The sequence below is a fragment of the Hyphomonas sp. CACIAM 19H1 genome, from assembly GCF_003325995.1.
Lineage (GTDB): Bacteria > Pseudomonadota > Alphaproteobacteria > Caulobacterales > Hyphomonadaceae > Hyphomonas > Hyphomonas polymorpha.
Window position 1 is genome coordinate 2,487,987 of sequence record NZ_CP016437.1, and the last position, 16,830, is coordinate 2,504,816.

Annotated in this window: 18 protein-coding genes; 7 read left to right on the top strand and 11 right to left on the bottom strand. The window is 63.1% G+C overall.

The window, feature by feature from the left end:
• Position 1: 1 nt before the first annotated feature.
• The 5 genes from eda to BBF93_RS11560 form a co-directional block, all read right to left on the bottom strand.
• Positions 2-637 carry a bifunctional 4-hydroxy-2-oxoglutarate aldolase/2-dehydro-3-deoxy-phosphogluconate aldolase gene (gene eda, locus BBF93_RS11540; RefSeq protein WP_035600881.1) on the bottom strand — a complete coding sequence of 212 codons (636 nt, stop codon included), beginning with the start codon at positions 635-637 and terminating at the stop codon, positions 2-4.
• 156 nt (positions 638-793) lie between these two features.
• Positions 794-1,423 carry a GNAT family N-acetyltransferase gene (locus BBF93_RS11545; RefSeq protein ID WP_233349102.1) on the bottom strand — a complete coding sequence of 210 codons (630 nt, stop codon included), beginning with the start codon at positions 1,421-1,423 and terminating at the stop codon, positions 794-796.
• Complete coding sequence (locus tag BBF93_RS11550) at positions 1,420-1,974, bottom strand: hypothetical protein (RefSeq protein WP_035600879.1); 555 nt, start codon at positions 1,972-1,974, stop codon at positions 1,420-1,422. Before BBF93_RS11550 ends, BBF93_RS11545 begins: the two co-directional genes overlap by 4 nt.
• Positions 1,975-2,094: 120 nt before the next feature.
• Entirely contained in the window at positions 2,095-3,141 is a 1,047-nt protein-coding gene (locus BBF93_RS11555) for an acyl-CoA dehydrogenase family protein (RefSeq protein ID WP_114105996.1), read from the bottom strand.
• A 5-nt stretch (positions 3,142-3,146) separates the two neighbouring features.
• On the bottom strand, positions 3,147-4,340 hold the full coding sequence (locus tag BBF93_RS11560) for an acyl-CoA dehydrogenase family protein (RefSeq protein ID WP_114105997.1): 1,194 nt from the start codon (positions 4,338-4,340) through the stop codon (positions 3,147-3,149).
• 108 nt (positions 4,341-4,448) lie between these two features.
• On the opposite strand from BBF93_RS11560, the gene BBF93_RS11565 reads away from it, so the two are divergent.
• Positions 4,449-5,213, top strand: coding sequence for a crotonase/enoyl-CoA hydratase family protein (locus tag BBF93_RS11565; RefSeq protein ID WP_114105998.1), 765 nt, complete (start codon positions 4,449-4,451; stop codon positions 5,211-5,213).
• 89 nt (positions 5,214-5,302) lie between these two features.
• Here BBF93_RS11565 and BBF93_RS11570 read toward each other — a convergent pair whose 3' ends face one another.
• Entirely contained in the window at positions 5,303-5,650 is a 348-nt protein-coding gene (locus tag BBF93_RS11570) for a hypothetical protein (protein ID WP_114105999.1), read from the bottom strand.
• A gap of 216 nt (positions 5,651-5,866) precedes the next feature.
• Entirely contained in the window at positions 5,867-6,613 is a 747-nt protein-coding gene (locus BBF93_RS11575; RefSeq protein WP_114106000.1) for an RNA methyltransferase, read from the bottom strand.
• 85 nt (positions 6,614-6,698) lie between these two features.
• Between BBF93_RS11575 and BBF93_RS11580 the strand changes: the two genes are divergently transcribed.
• The 5 genes from BBF93_RS11580 to BBF93_RS11600 all read left to right on the top strand — a co-directional run bounded on the left by BBF93_RS11580 (position 6,699) and on the right by BBF93_RS11600 (position 10,291).
• Positions 6,699-7,916, top strand: a complete 1,218-nt coding sequence (locus BBF93_RS11580; protein WP_114106001.1) for an NADP-dependent isocitrate dehydrogenase — start codon at positions 6,699-6,701, stop codon at positions 7,914-7,916.
• A 70-nt stretch (positions 7,917-7,986) separates the two neighbouring features.
• Positions 7,987-8,643 (top strand): nicotinamide riboside transporter PnuC, encoded by a 657-nt coding sequence (gene pnuC, locus BBF93_RS11585; protein ID WP_233349103.1) that lies wholly within the window; start codon positions 7,987-7,989, stop codon positions 8,641-8,643.
• On the top strand, positions 8,640-9,221 hold the full coding sequence (locus tag BBF93_RS11590; RefSeq protein WP_162786531.1) for an AAA family ATPase: 582 nt from the start codon (positions 8,640-8,642) through the stop codon (positions 9,219-9,221). Before pnuC ends, BBF93_RS11590 begins: the two co-directional genes overlap by 4 nt.
• On the top strand, positions 9,218-9,739 hold the full coding sequence (locus BBF93_RS11595) for a GNAT family N-acetyltransferase (RefSeq protein WP_114106003.1): 522 nt from the start codon (positions 9,218-9,220) through the stop codon (positions 9,737-9,739). The genes BBF93_RS11590 and BBF93_RS11595 overlap by 4 nt, the downstream gene beginning before the upstream one ends.
• 102 nt (positions 9,740-9,841) lie before the next feature.
• A complete protein-coding gene (locus BBF93_RS11600; RefSeq protein ID WP_035600854.1) occupies positions 9,842-10,291 on the top strand; it encodes a group III truncated hemoglobin in 450 nt (149 codons plus the stop codon).
• A 330-nt stretch (positions 10,292-10,621) separates the two neighbouring features.
• Here the strand turns inward: BBF93_RS11600 and glpX are convergent, their stop codons facing one another.
• The 4 genes from glpX to BBF93_RS11625 all read right to left on the bottom strand — a co-directional run bounded on the left by glpX (position 10,622) and on the right by BBF93_RS11625 (position 14,909).
• Positions 10,622-11,575 (bottom strand): class II fructose-bisphosphatase, encoded by a 954-nt coding sequence (gene glpX, locus BBF93_RS11605; protein ID WP_114106004.1) that lies wholly within the window; start codon positions 11,573-11,575, stop codon positions 10,622-10,624.
• A gap of 52 nt (positions 11,576-11,627) precedes the next feature.
• Positions 11,628-12,911 carry a homoserine dehydrogenase gene (locus tag BBF93_RS11610; RefSeq protein WP_035600849.1) on the bottom strand — a complete coding sequence of 428 codons (1,284 nt, stop codon included), beginning with the start codon at positions 12,909-12,911 and terminating at the stop codon, positions 11,628-11,630.
• A 352-nt stretch (positions 12,912-13,263) separates the two neighbouring features.
• Positions 13,264-14,475 carry an LL-diaminopimelate aminotransferase gene (locus tag BBF93_RS11620; protein WP_114106006.1) on the bottom strand — a complete coding sequence of 404 codons (1,212 nt, stop codon included), beginning with the start codon at positions 14,473-14,475 and terminating at the stop codon, positions 13,264-13,266.
• Positions 14,476-14,486: 11 nt separating this feature from the next.
• Positions 14,487-14,909 (bottom strand): hypothetical protein, encoded by a 423-nt coding sequence (locus BBF93_RS11625; protein WP_035600844.1) that lies wholly within the window; start codon positions 14,907-14,909, stop codon positions 14,487-14,489.
• Positions 14,910-14,980: 71 nt separating this feature from the next.
• On the opposite strand from BBF93_RS11625, the gene phaC reads away from it, so the two are divergent.
• Complete coding sequence (gene phaC, locus BBF93_RS11630) at positions 14,981-16,816, top strand: class I poly(R)-hydroxyalkanoic acid synthase (RefSeq protein WP_114106007.1); 1,836 nt, start codon at positions 14,981-14,983, stop codon at positions 16,814-16,816.
• Positions 16,817-16,830 lie beyond the last annotated feature (14 nt).

A 16,830-nucleotide genomic window follows, 5' to 3' on the forward strand; every position in this document is an offset into this window, starting at 1 on the left:
CTCAGGCCGGTGTCAGCAGGCGCTGCGCCGTGGCTGTGATCTTCGCCCAATTGCCCGCCGCGATATCCGCCTGGCCCGCGATCCACGAACCGCCCACCGCAAACACGTTCGGCTGCGCCAGATAAGACGACACCTCGCCTTCCGTGATGCCGCCCGTCGGCATGAATTTCAGATGCGGCAGCGGCCCGGCCAGCGCCTTCAGCGCGGGTACCCCGCCGGCAATCGCTGCCGGGAACAGTTTCAGCCGCTGAAATCCTTCCTCAGACCGCGCCATGGCTTCGCTCGCCGTCGCCACGCCGGGGATCATCAGATGCTCCCGCCCGCCCAGCGCCGCCCGCAAACCCGGCGACATGCCCGGCGACACGAGGAACTCCGCACCTGCATTCAGCGCCGCCTCAACATCCCGCCCGGTGAGCACCGTACCCGCCCCGACGATCAGCCCCGGCGCCGCCTTGCGCATCGCCTCGATCACCTTCAGCCCGTCTGCGGTTCGCAGCGTCACTTCCGCAATCATCACGCCCGCTTCCGCCAGCGCCATCGCCAGGGGCGCTGCCGAAGCAGCCGAATCCACCACCAGCACCGGCACAACCGGCGCTTTTCGGGCGGCGGCATCAAGTTTCTGGATGGCGTCAGTCATGCGTCACGTCCCGGCAGTCAGTCGATGATCAAGCCACGCCGTCCACCGGCGCGCCGCTGTCAACGTTGTTGTGGCCCGTGTCGCCCACGATGACAAGCACCCATCCCGCAAAATGCCCCCGGTGTCATGACGCACTACGGGACCACTCAACCCGCGCTACGCTGCCTGCGCCCCATCAGTCGGCCGTCCGGCGGATTTGTCCAGCACGCCCGGCTCGTCCCAGGCGCCTTCCGGCCGGATCACCTGCAGCGGATCAGCCCGCACGCTCAATGTCTCCGGATGGCGCGGCACGGGAATTTCCATTTCGGCATACTCATATCCCGAAAAGGCAAATCCCTGCCGCCCGCTCACCAGCCGGCACCGGAACACCCGGCTCCAGGTAGGCCACAGCCGCGCCTGTATCTGCGCCAGCGCCATCCGGTACCCCTTCCGCGCGATAATCTCGAACGTCTCCGCCAGCAGCACCTTCAGCGCAGGTGTCCCCCTGAACGCCGGCAGAATTGAAGTCCGCTCCACCTTTGCAAACCCCGCAAACCACCGTACACGGATGGTCCCGATAGGGCGCACCCCGGCATAGACCACCATATGCGTGGCCGTGAAATCATTGCCGTCATACTCTTCGTCATACGGGCAATCCTGCTCGGCCATATACACCGCCGCGCGGATGGCCATCGCCTGCTGATACTCTCCCAGGGTTCGCGCCGGGCGAGCTGAGAAGGCCTCGAGTGCCCCCTCCGGCAGGGGCCGCGCCAGCACAAGCTCACCAATTGATGGGTAGCGGCTCAAGCGGCATCCTCCCGCGATTGCGGCAGCGGCTCCTGTCCCCAGAGATCGCTCAGCCCGCCTTCAATCGGCTGGAACCCCAGCGACGCCATGGAGCGCTTGCCATCCTCCGTCGCCCCGCGGGCAAAACAGGGCACGGCTGCAAAGCCATCCACGCGGATCACCCCTGCGGCCATCATCACCCGGCGGCGCGCGTCCTTGTTCGCCCCGGCATAGACGCCGATATAGATGCCGCCGCAGAGCTCGCCCTCACAGCAGATATGGCCCAGCGACGGCCAGGCGGGCACGAAGCTGCCATCGCGCACCGCCACAACGCCCGCAGCCGACAGCGGCACGGAAATGAAAATCCCGTCCACCGGATCGCCCGTCACCCAGCCCGTCATACCCGTCAGGCTGTCGATCCAGGTGATCGATTCCGGCGTCGCCATGGTCTGCCCGGTCAGCTCTTCGGCCAGGCGTAGGCCTGCCTTCAGCTCCAGGAACTCTCCCCGGCGAAAACCAAACTCGTCCGCGCGCTTTGCCAGCCGCGCATAGTCGATCAAGATCTCAGACATAAATCACCCTCTCCAGAATACGACCAGTGCGTGTATTCTGGAGAAGTGAATACACAACCCATGGTTAATCGCAAGCCGAAACTCGCGACCAGGTTGTGTAATTTTTAAGACTGCCTCAGATTATGCAACCAGTCCTTGTAGTTCAGCCGCTGTCTGGCGCGCCTGCTCCGGGCTGCCCAGCAATTGCCGGTTCACGCCGATGCGCTTGTACCAGTAATGGAGGCCAACCAGATCAGTGAAGCCCATGCCGCCATGCACCTCGGTCGATGTGCGCGCTACGAACGTGCCCACCTCCGACAGATGCGCCTTGGCGAGGTTGGCCATCATCGGGCCTTCCTCATCGGCGATATCCAGCGCATGGGCCGCATGCCAGATCAGCGCCCGCGCCGGTTCCAGCTTCGCGGCCATCTCGGCGCACATATGCTTGACCGCCTGGAACGAGCCGATCACCCGGCCAAACTGCTGGCGCTCCTTGGCATAGGCGACGGCCTTGTCGATCATCGCCTGCGCCGCGCCGAGTGTATCGGCAGCGACCAGCAGCCGCGCCAGCGCCAGCACTTCCACGCCCGGCATCACGCTGACCAGCGGCCTGGCCCCATCCAGCGTAACCTCATGGAACGTCCGTGTCCGGTCAATCGTCTGCATCCCGGTCACGCCCGCATCTGCCGCAGAAACCGAATGCCACGCTCCGGCAGTATCAGCCACCAGGATATGCGTTGCCCCGTCCACCGATTGCGCCAGCAGGGATTTGCCGCTGAGCTTGCCGCCCTTCAGCTCCACGCCCGCGCCATCGCGCCGCGAGGAAACCTCCGTCAGCGCCAAGGCGAACTTCGCCTCGCCCGCCGCAATGGCGCCCAGCACATCCGCATGCCCGGCCAGCGCCTGCGCGGCCACGGCAGTCGCCAGGAACCGCGAGGGCGCCACATTATAGCCCAGCGCTTCCTGCACGAGGCAGGCGTCCAGCGCGCCGAGGCCCAGCCCGCCGGCCGCCTCCGGCACCATCAGCGCCGCCAGGCCAAACTCCGTCAGCGCCCCGTCCAGAACGGCGCTCTCCCCGGCATCGCCCACAGCGATCTTCCGGATACGGTCAAGGGAAGCAGCATCATTGAGGACGCCCTTCAGGCTGTCCTGCAGCATGCGCTGGTCTTCAGAAAGTGCAAATTCCATGTGCCTTACGCCTTTGCGAGCTTCGGCTCACGCGGCATGTCGAGGCCGCGTTCCGCAATGATGTTCTTCTGGATCTGGGCGGTGCCGCCACCGATGATCAGTCCGAGGTCGTACATATAGCGCCACTGCCAGGTGCCCCCGCTGCGCAGATGCTCGCCCTCCTCATAAAGGATGCCCAGTTCCCCGAGCGCGTCGATGGCCAGGCGCGCAATCTCGTGATTGAGATCGCACCCCTGCAGCTTCACCACCAGCCCCGCCAGCCCTGCCGGTTGCCCCTGCAGACGGCTCGTCGTGATCCGCAGGCCATTGGCCTGCATCGCATACACTTCGCCCTGCAGCTTCATCAGCCGGTCGCGCAGCACCGGATTGTCGATCAGGCGCTCGCCGTTCACGGCCTCAGCCTTCATCAGCGCAATGAGTTCCAACAGCCGCGCCTTGGTCGCGTTCGGGTCGCCCAGCATGCCCCGCTCATGCGTCAGCGTGGCATTCGCCACCTGCCAGCCTTTATTCGGCGCAAAGATCACGCCGCTCTTGGGCACACGCACATCGGTGAAGAACACCTCGTTGAAGTTCGCCGTACCCGTCATGTCGACCAGCGGGCGCACCTCGATCCCCGGCGTGCTCATCGGGAAGGTGATGTAGGTGATCCCCTCATGCTTCTTGGCGTTCGGGTCTGTCCGTACAAGGCAGAAGATCATGTCGGCCTGTTTCGCCGTCGAGGTCCAGATCTTCGAGCCGTTGATGATGTAATGGTCGCCGTCTTCCACAGCGCTGGTGCGCAGTGCGGCGAGGTCTGATCCTGCGCCCGGCTCCGAATAGCCCTGGCACCAGATCATCTCGCCATGGATGGTCGGGCGGATATAGGCCCGCTTCTGCGCCTCGGTGCCCAGCTCCAGCAGCGTCGGCACGAACATCGAAATGCCCTGCCCCGCCATCGGCCCTGGCAGGCGCGTGCGGGCAAACTCCTCGGCGATGATGCGCGCTTTGAGGATGTCCGGCTCAGCGCCGTATCCGCCATATTCCTTCGGGATCGTACGGGCCGCGAGGCCGTTCTCGATCAGGAATTTCTGCCAGGCGAGGCGCTTGGGGTTCTTGTACCCCTTGTCGTCTGCCATGGGCGCAAGGTGGGCGTTCTTCGCAAGGGTCTGGGAGACCTCTTCGCGAAAGGCTTCATATTCGGGGTCGAGTGTCAGCTTCATGACGCAACTCTGTGGCGGCTTGCCCCAACGTCGCGCAAGAGGGGTTCTTGCGCGACGTTGGGGAAAGGCCCTTAGCTGAGCGCCACTCAATATCAGGGAGACACCAGAATGCCCGTCGAATACGTCAAAAAAGGCAACGTCGCGATCATCACGATGAACCGCCCGGAAGCCCGCAACGCCATCAACGGCGAAATGGCCGCCACCATGGAAGCTGCGCTCGACCAGATGGAAGCAGATCCTGAAGTCTGGGCCGGCATCCTCACCGCCGTCGGCAAGGCCTTCTGCGCCGGCGCTGACCTCAAAGAAATCTCCGCCGGCAATGGCGGCGCCCTCTCCACCAAGAAAGGCGGCTTCGCCGGCATCGCGAGGCGTGAGCGCACCAAGCCCCTCATCGCCGCCATCACCGGCTCGGCCCTCGCCGGCGGCACCGAGATCGCCCTCTCCTGCGACCTGATCGTCGCCGCTGACGACACCAATTTCGGCCTGCCGGAAGTCAAGCGTTCCCTCGTCGCCGGCGCCGGCGGTCTCTTCCGCCTGCCCCGCCAGATCGGTAAGGCCGCCGCCCTGGAAGCCATCCTGACCGGCGACCCGCTCTCTTCCCAGCGCGCCTATGAACTCGGCATGGTCAACAAGGTCGTTCCGGAAGCCGAAGTGATGGCCGAAGCCGAAAAGCTCGCCGCCCGCATCACCGCCAACGCCCCGCTCGCCGTCTTCGCCAGCCGCACGGTCGCCCTCGACGCATTCACCAAGTCTGACGAGGAACTCTGGAAAGACTCCGGCAAGGCCTTCGCCAGCCTCGTCACCACCGAAGACTATAAAGAAGGCCCCAAAGCCTTCATCGAAAAACGCGCCCCCGTCTGGAAGGGCAAGTAAGTCCCCCACAGCCCATCAGGCGAACCAAAAAACGGCCACTCCCCGGAGTGGCCGTTCCTTTTCCCAGTCTAACCAATCAAGGCGCGCCGTCAGGCGGCCTCGTCCACTTCTTCTTCCTCGTCTTCCTCCACCGTGGGGTAGAGTGGCCCATAGACCACCTCGTCCGGAATGGTCGCCAGGCGCGCCACCAGGTCGGCGGCTTCAACGGCGGCTTCTTCGTCTTCCCATTCCATGTCGGCGGCCGGGGCGATCCAGTCGGCCTCCACCAGGCCATAGCCTTCTTCCTCGAGCGAGGCTTCAACCTTGGTCATCGCTTCTTCGTCATTGGCGGCATAGACGCCAACGATCACGTATGCGCTGTCCATGCCTTCAAGGGCGCCATCGCTCCCCTCGCCGCACAGAATTTCACAGGAAACCAGATAGGCAGTTTGCGACACGGGTCATCTCCATAAAAGTTCGCAAGGGCACCGGCACCACGAAGCACCACAAACAGAAACAGCCAGACGCGCCCCACCAGACCGCCCGCTTCCGCAAATTCTTTGCTTCATGATTGAAGGAAAAATTCCCACGAGTTTCTTAAGAACTCGCTAACTGTTCGGGGTCGACTCGTAGGTCGGATAGAGGCCGCAGGCCGAAATCCGACGCCCGCCCCCTCACTCCTCCCTTACCACCCGCGCCTTCCCGCGCCCCAGGCTCAGCGCCTTGATCGCCCCCCGGAAGGTGCGCACCTCCTGCTCCGTCCACTGAGCACGCACCAGCGCGTTGCGCAGGTTGGTCACCATCACCGGCGTCTTTTCCGGCGGATAGAAATATCCCGCCCGCTCCAGTTCCGCCTCGAAATGTTCGAACATGCCGATCAGGTTTTCGCGTGTCGCCGGCGCGTCCACACCCTCGCCCTTGCCGCCGAATTTCCCCTCCAGCCCCGCGCTTGCCCCCCATTGGTGGCAGAACACGCCGACCGCCTGCGCCAGGTTCAGCGAGGAGAAAGCCGGGTTCACCGGATAGGTGAGGATCGCATCGCACAGCGCCACCGCTTCGTTCGGCAGGCCGGATTTCTCCCCCCCGAACAGCACCGCCGTCTGCCCGTCCCGCGCCTTCAGCGCGCCGACGGCCTCAGCCGCCCCGAACACCTCTTTTTCCATGCCCCGCGGCCGCGCCGTGGTGGCAATCGTATAGGTCAGCCCCGTCATCGCCGCTTCCAACGTGTCGAACACTGTCACCGTCACGCCCTGGCCCAGCGCCCCGGCCGACATCGCCTCTGCCGTCTCGCTCGGCCAGCCGTCCCGAGGGCTCACCAGCCGCAGGTCCGTCAGCCCGAAATTAAGCATCACACGGGCCGCCGCGCCGATGTTTTCGCCCAGTTGGGGCGAATGAAGGATAATTGCAGGATTGCCTTGCATAACTGGCGATCTTTCCGGGTTTTGACGCGGCCTGTGGGTCTGCTATAGCCCCCGCAAACCGTACGCAGCGCAAGGATTCTAAAAAATGGCGAAGATCAAGGTCAAAAACCCCGTAGTCGAGATGGACGGCGATGAGATGACCCGGATCATCTGGCAGATCATCAAGGATAAGCTGATCCACCCCTACCTCGATATCGACCTGAAATATTACGATCTTTCGATCCAGAAACGCGACGAAACCGACGACCAGATCACTATCGACGCGGCCGAAGCCACCAAGAAATACGGCGTCGCCGTCAAATGCGCCACGATCACGCCGGACGAAGCCCGGGTTGAGGAATTTGGCCTCAAGAAGATGTGGAAGTCGCCCAACGGCACCATCCGCAACATCCTCGGCGGCGTCGTCTTCCGCGAGCCGATCGTCATCTCCAACATCCCGCGCCTCGTGCCGGGCTGGACCAAGCCGGTCATCATCGGCCGCCACGCTTTCGGCGACCAATACCGCGCCACTGACTTCCTCGTCCCCGGCAAGGGCAAGCTGACGATGAAATTCGAAGGCGAAGACGGCCAGGTGATCGAGAAGGAAGTCTACGACTTCCCCGGCTCGGGCATCGCCATGGGCATGTACAACATCGACGAGTCAATCCGCGACTTCGCCCGCGCCTCGTTCAATTACGGCCTCCAGCGCAAGCTGCCGGTCTACCTCTCCACCAAGAACACCATCCTCAAAGCCTATGACGGCCGCTTCAAGGACATCTTCCAGGAGCTGTGGGACAAGGAATTCAAGGCAAAGTTCGCCGAATTCAAAGGCACCTACGAGCACCGCCTCATCGACGACATGGTCGCCGCGGCAATGAAATGGTCGGGTGGTTATGTCTGGGCCTGTAAGAACTATGACGGCGACGTTCAGTCTGACACCGTGGCCCAGGGTTACGGCTCGCTCGGCCTGATGACGTCGGTTCTGCTCAGCCCCGATGGCAAGACCGTCGAAGCCGAAGCCGCTCACGGCACCGTCACCCGCCACTACCGCGCCCACCAGAAGGGCGAAGCGACCTCGACCAACTCGATCGCCTCGATCTACGCCTGGACGCAGGGCCTCGACCATCGCGGCCGCATGGACGACACCCCCGAAGTGCGCAAGTTCGCCCAGACGCTCGAGAAGACGATCATCAAGACCGTCGAAGCTGGCTTCATGACCAAAGACCTCGCCCTTCTCGTCGGCCCCGATCAGGGCTACCTGACGACCGAAGGCTTCATCGAAAAGGTCGCCCAGAACCTCGAAATCGAGATGGGTAAAGCCTGATTGAATTAAGGCGGGGGCCCCTCTCCAAAGGAGGGGCCTCGCCACCCTTTACACCGGGAAGGCTGAACAATTGACCGATGCAGCCCCTTCCCGCCGTCCCGGCACGGCGCTCTTGGCCGGTCTCGTCCTACTCACATCCGCCATTGCCTTCGCCGCCTGGCGCACCGGCGCGGCCCATCCGCTTGAGGCCATCGCCTTCGTCACGGGCGTGTTGTGCGTCTGGCTGGTCACCCGCCAGAACATCTGGAACTTCCCCCTCGGCCTCATCACGGTCGGCATCTACGCCTACGTCTTCTACCAGTCGCAGCTCTTCGCCACCGCCGGCCTCCAGCTTGTCTTCTTCGCGCTCAATCTTATCGGCTGGTATCTCTGGCTCTATGGCGGAGCAAACCGCAGCCAGCTGAAAGTCCGCCGCGCCCCGCGCCTCGAATGGGCACTCACCGCCCTCGGCATCACGGGCGGAACGGCCTTGCTCTACCGCCTGCTGAACGAAGCCGGCGGCGCTACCACCTTCTGGGATGCCCTCATCACCTCGATCAGCCTCGCCGCCCAATGGGGGCAGAGCCGTAAGGTCCTGGAATGCTGGTGGCTGTGGATCGTGGCCGACATCCTCTACATCCCCTTCTGCCTCTATAATGGCCTTTACCTGACAGCCCTGCTCTATGGCGTCTTCCTGGCCCTTGCGATCATGGGGCTTCTCGAATGGCGCAAGGCGGCCACCGCATGACCTGCAACACTCCCCTGCGCGTCGTCCTGATCGGCGCTGAGTCCACCGGCAAAACCACGCTCTGCATCGAGCTCGCCCGGCATTACAAGACCATCTGGGTCGCCGAATATGGCCGCGAGCTCTGGGAAGAAAAACTCGCCGCCCAGTCTCTGAAAGGCGGCGACATTCCCGAATGGACCGATGAGGATTTCATCCACATCGCCAAGGAACAGCAGCGCCGCGAGAACGAAGCCGCCGGCCGCGCGAACGCCGTCCTCTTTGCCGACACCAACGCCTTCGCCACTGCCACCTGGTATGAACGCTATGCCGGCAAGCGCCATCCGGAGGTCGACGCCATCGGTAATGCCGACAAGGTAGACCTCTACCTGATCCCGACCCCCGAAGTTCCCTTCGTGCAGGATGGTGTGCGCGATGGCGAGAAGATCCGCGGCTGGATGCATGATCGCTTCGTCGAGCTGATCGAGCACGCGGGTGTTCCGTACACACTCATTACCGGCCCTTGGGAAGGCCGCGTCGAACAGGCCGTCGCTGCCATTGATGCCCTCCTCGCCCGCTGCGAAAGCGCGCCGACTGCATGAACGACATCACCCTACGCCGCGCCCGGCCTGAAGATGCCGAGCGTCTCGCCCATATCGGCGTGGCCACCTTCATCGACAGCTATGTCTACGATATCGACGGCGACGCCATCATCGCCCACTGCACGCGCCAGCATTCGCGCGAGGTCTATGCCAGATACCTTGCCGATCCGGCCTGCTCGGTCTGGCTCGCCGAATACGCCGCGACCGGCGCCCCCATCGGCTACGCGGTCAACTGCCCGCCAGACCTGCCCATCCCGCTTCAGCCCGGAGACGTGGAGCTGAAGCGCATTTACGTCCTCTCCCGCTTCCACGGCACCGGCGCCGGCCAGCGCCTGATGGAGGCAGCGATCGAGGACGCCCGCCAGCGCGGCGCCCCCCGCCTGCTACTCGGCACCTATGAAGATAATCACCGCGCCATCGCTTTCTACCGCCAGGCCGGCTTCGCGCTCGCCGGCACGCGCCAGTTTCAGGTCGGCGACAAAGTCTATGACGATATCGTGCTGGCCAAACCGCTCTGAAGGGACCCTCCGGAAAACTACGTATCGAAGCGCCTCGCGCTGTCCCGCTAGTGTCCCGATTTGTCCGGTTCTGTCCGGTAATGTCAAAAAAGGAGGCCTGACATGACCGGTTATCGTGTCCGCAGCGCTCAGGAACGCCGCGAAGAATTGCGGGATCAGGCCGCCGCCTTCGGCATTGATGAAGCCTATATCTCCACCCTGGTGGAGACCTTCTATACCCGCGTCCGCGGCCATCCCGTTCTTGGCCCGGTCTTCGATGTGGCCATTTCTGATTGGGGTCCCCATCTTGAAACCATGAAGAACTTCTGGTCCTCGGTCGCCCTGGGGACTGGCCGCTATTCCGGCCGCCCCGTGCCTGCCCACGCCCGGCACCGCCACATCCAGCAAGTTCACTTCAACCTCTGGCTCGCCCTCTTCGAGCAAACCCTGCGCGACACCGCCGCCACCCCGGAAGCCGCCGCCTTCTTCCTCGAACGCGCAAACCGCATCGCCCAGAGCCTCCAATACGCCCTCTTCGGCCTCGCAGACCTCCCCCTCAACCGACCCGGCTGAACGCCCACGCCGTTGGAGACCCGCTAGAGTTTTTTTGGAGCTTTCCGCCAAAAACTCCAACGCCGCAGCCCTATCCAACAAAAATCGGCTCGAACCTGCAGCAAACACGCGGAAAAAACTTTATTTCCCCACCCCCTCCGCAGGCGGACGTATACTGCAAGGCATGTCGCCCCAGATCGCGCCTGTAAGCCTACTTACTGCCAGTCTTCTGGCCAGACTTCTGTCTGCAGCGCCCCTCGCGCGTTCCGGCCCTTGCTGCTGCCCAAAACAAAAACACCGGTGGAGCCCTGCCCCGCCGGTGTCTTCAAAGATCAGGAAAAGAAGCCTGCCTCAGATCTTCCGCGAGCTGCGCACATAGCGCACCATGCCGTCCGTGGAGGTCATCACCAGCGTGTGCGTATGCACGCGGCCATCGCGGTGCAGAACGCCGTCCAGCAGGTTGCCCTTGGTCACGCCGGTGGCGCAGAAAACGGTCTCGCCCGAAGCCAGTTCGTTGAGGCTGTAGGTTTTGCCGAAATCGGTGATGCCAACGCGGCTTGCGCGCTTCTTCTCGTCGTCATTGCGGAAAACGAGACGACCGAACATCTGTCCGCCCACGCACTTAAGCGCTGCCGCCGCCAGAACGCCCTCGGGCGCCCCGCCCTGGCCAACATACATGTCGATGCCCGTCAGCGGATTGGTCGTCGCAATCACACCAGCCACATCGCCATCGCTGATCAGGGAAACTCTCGCCCCGGCCGAGCGCAGCGAGTCGATGATCTCCTGATGGCGCGGGCGGTCCAGAACGCAGACGGTCATGTCCTCCACCTTGCGGCCGGTATGTTTGGCCAGCGCCTTGATATTGTCCGCAGGCGAAGCATCCAGGCTGATGATGCCTTCCGGATAGCCAGGGCCGATGGCCAGCTTGTCCATATAGGTGTCAGGCGCATGCAGCAGGCCGCCGCGCGGGGCAATCGCCAGCACAGCGCAGGCATCTGCCATCGCCTTGGCCGTCAGCGTCGTGCCTTCCAGCGGGTCAAGCGCAATGTCGATCTCCGGGCCTTTGCCGGTGCCGACTTCCTCGCCGATATACAGCATCGGGGCTTCGTCCCGCTCGCCCTCGCCAATCACAACGCGGCCTTTGAAATCCACGGCATTGAAAGCAGACCGCATCGCGTCCACCGCGGCGGCATCGGCCTTCTTCTCGTCGCCACGCCCGGCAAGGCGGGCGGCTGCGATGGCCGAAAGCTCGGTCACGCGCACCATGGCGTCTGCAAGGCTCGAGGTCAGTACGCTGTTATCCATGTTTTTCTCCGAAATCGGTCATCGTTCGTAGGGATTGGACCGGCCTAAGCAATTAGCTTGCCGTCTCTATTCTGATCAGTCTGGGCGCTTCAACGGTCACTCCAAGCGCCTCGATCCGGGCAATGGCAGAGAGAATCTGCCGCCGGGGGCAACGATGGGTTACCACGGCCACGGGGCTGGCGCCCGTTTCGTCGGCCGAATCCTGCAACAGCTTGTCCACCGAAACGCCCTCTTCGGCCAGCGCTTCGGTTAACGCGGCGAGCGTGCCGGGCTTGTCAGTCAGGCGCACGCGCAGGAAGAAGGGCGAAATCTCCTCCTGGCCGCTGTTAACGAAGGGCTGGGCCACATGGTGCTCGGCGCGGCCAAAGGCGTTGCGGATCGCCGGGCGGAAGAGCTTGGCCACATCCCCCATCACCGCGCTCGCCGTCGGGCCGGAGCCGGCGCCGGGCCCGGTCAGCACCACCGCGCCGAGGGGATCCCCTTCCACGCGGACAGAGTTCAGCGAGCCATCAATCCGCGCCAGCGCGTGCCCCGCCGTCAGCGCCATCGGCTCAACCCGGCACACAACACCCGCCGGCGTCAGCACGCCCTCGGCGATCAGTTTGATACGGAAACCCAGCCGGTCGGCCAGGCGCAGGTCCAGAAGACCGATCTGCTCGATGCCGCGCACGGAAACCTTGGAGAAATCCAGATCGGCGGAAAAAGCGATGGCCGAAAGGATCGCCGCCTTGTGGGCCGCGTCCATGCCCGAAACGTCCAGCGTCGGGTCAGCTTCGGCGTAGCCGCGCTTCTGGGCTTCCTCCAGCACATCCTCATAGGAGCGTCCGGTGTCCAGCATGGTGGAGGTGATGAAATTGCAGGTGCCGTTGAGAATGCCCGAAACGCGCGTCACTTCGGTGCCCGCCAGGCTGTCGCGCAGCACGCGCACCACGGGGATGCCGCCCGCCACAGCGGCCTCGAACAGCAGGTCCACCTGCTTTTCGGCGGCCAGCGCGGCCAGCATGTTGCCATGCTTGGCGATCAGCGCCTTGTTGGCGGTGACCACGTGTTTTCCCGCGCGCAGGGCCGATTCCACGGCAAACTTGGCCGGGCCATCCGAGCCGCCGACGAGTTCGACGAACACGTCCACATTCGGGTCTTCGGCCAGCGTCGCGGCATCGTCAAACCAAGTATAGCCATCGGTGTTCACCGGCCGGTTGCGGCTCTGGGAGCGCGCGCTGACGCCCGCAATCTCCACCCTGCCCGGCAGACGAAGGCGATCCTGACGCTGCACCAGCTCGATCAGCCCGCAGCCCACATGGCCGAGGCCGGCAATTCCAATTCTCAAAGGCCCCACAAGGCGCCCCTTTTCATCTCTTACGCTTCGGGCTGCTGCCTACCCTTTTTGGGCGCGCGGGGGAAGGCCCCGAGACGTTGATCCCACGTCCCATTTCGCAACTCGTTCCACGACTTCGCTCATGATGAACTACGAGAACGTAGGATGGCGCCCCAAAGCCTTTGAGCAGCAAGCCCGCAAGCGCCCCCTATAACGGCGAAGAAGGCAATCCCCATCGGCGCCACCTCAACACCTATGGTGTAAGATGACGTGACCCATCCTATAAAGGCAGCCAGAAGCGCAAAAACCATCAGGACACCACCCAGCATCCAGCCAGTTCCGACTAGTAGCTTCCGGCTTTTGTGCGCCATGCCTACTCCGCCGCCACCACCGGCTTGATCTCCTTCACGCCGCGCGACGCAAGAAACTTCCGGATGTTCCGGCCAGCCTGGCGGATGCGCTGCTCATTCTCGACCAGCGCGATGCGGACGTAATCATCGCCATGCTCGCCAAAGCCGGCGCCCGGCGCGACGGCCACATGTGCCTCGTTGATCAGCTGAAGCGCAAACTCCAGGCTGCCCAGATGGCGTAGCTGTTCGGGGATCTGCGCCCAGGCAAACATCGAGGCCTTCGGGCTCGGCACTGGCCAACCGGCACGGGTGAAGCTGTCGACCAGCACGTCGCGGCGCGCCTTGTAGATGGCGCGCGTCTCGTCCACGCATTGCTGCGGGCCGTCGAGCGCCGCCACCGCGGCCACCTGGATCGGCGTGTAGGCGCCGTAGTCGAGGTAAGATTTCACGCGGGCGAGCGCGCCGACGAGCTTTTCATTGCCCGCCACAAAGCCCATCCGCCAGCCAGCCATGGAATAGGTCTTGGACATGGTGGTGAATTCCACCGCGATGTCCTTCGCGCCGTCCACCTGAAGGATCGAGGGCGTGGGCTCCTCGAAATAGATCTCGTTATAGGCAAGGTCCGACAGCACCCAGAGGTCGTGCTTCTTCGCGAACTTCACGGCCTCTTTATAGAAGTCGAGATCGCAGACTGCCGCCGTCGGGTTCGACGGGAAGCAGAGCACCATCGCGGTCGGCGGGGGCACGGAGTATTTCACGGCCCGGCCAAGGTTTGAAAGATACTGCTCCGGCGTATGCGCCGGCACGCCGCGGATCGAGGCGCCGGCAATGATGAAGCCGAAATGGTGGAGCGGATAGGACGGGTCCGGCGCCAGGATCACATCGCCCGGCGCAGAGATGGCCTGGGCAAGGTTGGCAAACCCCTCCTTGGAGCCGAGCGTGACGATCACCTCCCGGTCCTTGTCCAGACTGACGCCGAAGCGGCGCTTGTAATAGTCGGTCAGCGCGCGGCGCAGGCCGGGAATGCCGCGTGAGGCGGAGTAGCCGTTCACATCCGGCTTGCGAGCGGTTTCGACCAGTTTGTCGACGATATGTTTCGGCGTCGGCAGGTCCGGATTGCCCATGCCCAGGTCGATGATGTCAGCGCCCTTGGCGCGCAGCGCCGCTTTTGTGCGGTTCACCTGTTCAAACACGTAAGGCGGAAGGCGCCGGATCTTGTGAAAGTCGGTGTTCATTTTCAGAGGTCTCAAAATTCGTCTTGTGTGACGCGGGGAACGTTGAACTGGCTGCGGATGGCAGCGATTTCGGCTTCGGTAAGGAAATCGGATTCCGGCGGGATATCGCCAAAACCCCCAATCATGCTCGCGGCGATGGCGCGGATTTCCTCAGCTCCGCCCACCGCCACTTCCGCTCGGGCGCCTGCAAACTCTTTCGCCAGCTCGTTGCCGCGGTTTAACTGGGCTTCCAGCGTCTTTCCGGGCACATTCTGCGGATCAACCTTTGGCAGGGTAGAAAGGTCAGGATACCCTTCCCCGCGTATCTCCGCGCGGCGCTCGCCATACCATTCCGGCGCGTTATTCACCGTCTCCCGCACCTTCGCAAAGGAAGATGAACATCCCGCAATAAGCAGGACCGGCACAATCAGGAGGGGAATCGCCGTGTTTTTCATGGTTAAGCTCATTAAATGACAAACATTCTAAAGGATAGATAAGCCCAAAGAAGCGGGCGAAACTACGACATATGGGCGGAAACAAAACACCAGCGGCCGACACACCTTCCATCGCATCCCTGCTGATGGCGCAGGACCCGGCACGTCTGCAAGTGCTGATGACCACTCTGGCGCTAGCAAATACAGAATCTCAGGCCCTTCTCAGCGAAGTTCTGACCGGGTCGGGCCCGCTGGGCACCGTTACGCAAGGTGATCCCATGGGCGCGGGCGACGCGTTCGGCCAGGTCGGCATGAGCCTTGCGCGCAATCCGATGGCGCTGATGCAGGCGAACATGGACCTGATGCAGGGCTGGATGGGTCTCTGGCAGGAGATGGTGACCGAGAGCCTGACCGCCGAGCCCAAGCCGGAAAAGGACAAGCGCTTTTCCGATCCCGAATGGCAGGCAAACCCTACCTTCAAATTCATCCGCAAGGCCTATGATCTCAACGCCCGCTGGATGATGAGCTTGGCAGACCGCGCCCCTGACATCGAAGAGCCGATCCATCTGCGGGCCAAATTCTTCATGCAGCTGCTCACCGACAGCCTCTCGCCCACAAATTTCCTCGGCACCAATCCCCAGGCGCTGAAAACCTTCATCGAGAGCGGCGGGGAAAGCGTGCTGGCGGGCATCCGCATGGCGCGCGAAGATGTGCGCAAGGGCGGGGGCAAACTGCACATCACCCAGACCGATGAAACGCCCTTCAAGCTCGGCGAGAACATCGCCACGGCGCCGGGCCAGGTCGTCTTCCGCAACGACCTGATCGAACTTCTCCAGTTCGCCCCAACGCAGGAGACGGTTTATTCCAAACCCCTGATCATCTTCCCGCCCTGGATCAACAAGTTCTACATCCTGGACCTGCAGGAAAAGAACTCGATGATCCGCTGGCTGGTAGACCGTGGACTGACGGTGTTTGTCGTCTCCTGGCGCTCGGCCGATGGCGTGACCAAAGACTACACCTGGGACGATTACGTCAAGAAAGGCATCTACGCCGGCGTCGAGGCCGCGCTGCAAGCTGCCGGCGCCAAGAGCCTGAATGCCGTGGGCTATTGTATTGGCGGCACCCTACTCACCTCCGCCCTCGGCCATATGGCGGCCACCGGCTATGACAAGATCGACTCGGCCACCTTCTTCGCTTCACAGTCAGACTTTGAACTCGCCGGAGATCTGAAGGTCTTCACCGATGGTCCGGGCAGGAACTATGTCTACGGCATCATCGACAACCATGGCGGCATCATGCCCGGCAAGGACATGTACGAGACGTTCAACTGGCTGCGCCCGATTGATCTGGTCTGGCGCTATGTGATCGACCAGTACATGCTGGGCAAGGACCCGCGCCCGTTTGACCTGCTCTACTGGAATGCCGATCAGACCAACATTCCCGGCCCTGTGCACAAGCGCTACCTCTCTGAATGTTATGCGGAAAATCGCCTCGCCCGCGGCGAATATACCGTGCTCGGAGAGAAAGTGGACATGGGGAAGATCCAGATCCCCGTGATGCTGCAGGCCTCGAAGGACGACCATATCGTACCCTTCGAAAGCGTCTTCCGCTCGGCCAAACGTTTTGGCGGGGATCCCACCTTCATTCTGTCCGGGTCGGGACATATTGCCGGCGTGGTGAACCATCCGGATGCAAAGAAATACCAGCACTGGACCAATACCAGCCTTGAGGCTGGCTCGGCCAATGAATGGCTGCAGACCGCCACCGAAACACCGGGCAGCTGGTGGCCCACCTGGTGGGCTTGGCTGAAGCCGAAATCCGGCCGCAACAAGGTCAAGGCGGTGGAGCCCAAGGACATGGGCCTCGGCGCCGCGCCGGGCAGCTATGTGAAAGTACGCCTGGAAGACATCCGGCTGCCGCCATTGTAGGCCCCCGCGCAATG

Excerpts from the sequence above, each read along its gene's own strand:
- eda (WP_035600881.1), bottom strand. The coding sequence starts at position 637 with ATGACTGACGCCATCCAGAAACTTGATGCCGCCGCCCGAAAAGCGCCG.
- BBF93_RS11550 (WP_035600879.1), bottom strand. The coding sequence starts at position 1,974 with ATGTCTGAGATCTTGATCGACTATGCGCGGCTGGCAAAGCGCGCGGAC.
- BBF93_RS11555 (WP_114105996.1), bottom strand. The coding sequence starts at position 3,141 with ATGGAATTTGCACTTTCTGAAGACCAGCGCATGCTGCAGGACAGCCTG.
- BBF93_RS11560 (WP_114105997.1), bottom strand. The coding sequence starts at position 4,340 with ATGAAGCTGACACTCGACCCCGAATATGAAGCCTTTCGCGAAGAGGTC.
- BBF93_RS11565 (WP_114105998.1), top strand. The coding sequence starts at position 4,449 with ATGCCCGTCGAATACGTCAAAAAAGGCAACGTCGCGATCATCACGATG.
- BBF93_RS11575 (WP_114106000.1), bottom strand. The coding sequence starts at position 6,613 with ATGCAAGGCAATCCTGCAATTATCCTTCATTCGCCCCAACTGGGCGAA.
- BBF93_RS11580 (WP_114106001.1), top strand. The coding sequence starts at position 6,699 with ATGGCGAAGATCAAGGTCAAAAACCCCGTAGTCGAGATGGACGGCGAT.
- BBF93_RS11590 (WP_162786531.1), top strand. The coding sequence starts at position 8,640 with ATGACCTGCAACACTCCCCTGCGCGTCGTCCTGATCGGCGCTGAGTCC.
- BBF93_RS11595 (WP_114106003.1), top strand. The coding sequence starts at position 9,218 with ATGAACGACATCACCCTACGCCGCGCCCGGCCTGAAGATGCCGAGCGT.
- BBF93_RS11600 (WP_035600854.1), top strand. The coding sequence starts at position 9,842 with ATGACCGGTTATCGTGTCCGCAGCGCTCAGGAACGCCGCGAAGAATTG.
- glpX (WP_114106004.1), bottom strand. The coding sequence starts at position 11,575 with ATGGATAACAGCGTACTGACCTCGAGCCTTGCAGACGCCATGGTGCGC.
- BBF93_RS11620 (WP_114106006.1), bottom strand. The coding sequence starts at position 14,475 with ATGAACACCGACTTTCACAAGATCCGGCGCCTTCCGCCTTACGTGTTT.
- BBF93_RS11625 (WP_035600844.1), bottom strand. The coding sequence starts at position 14,909 with ATGAAAAACACGGCGATTCCCCTCCTGATTGTGCCGGTCCTGCTTATT.
- phaC (WP_114106007.1), top strand. The coding sequence starts at position 14,981 with ATGGGCGGAAACAAAACACCAGCGGCCGACACACCTTCCATCGCATCC.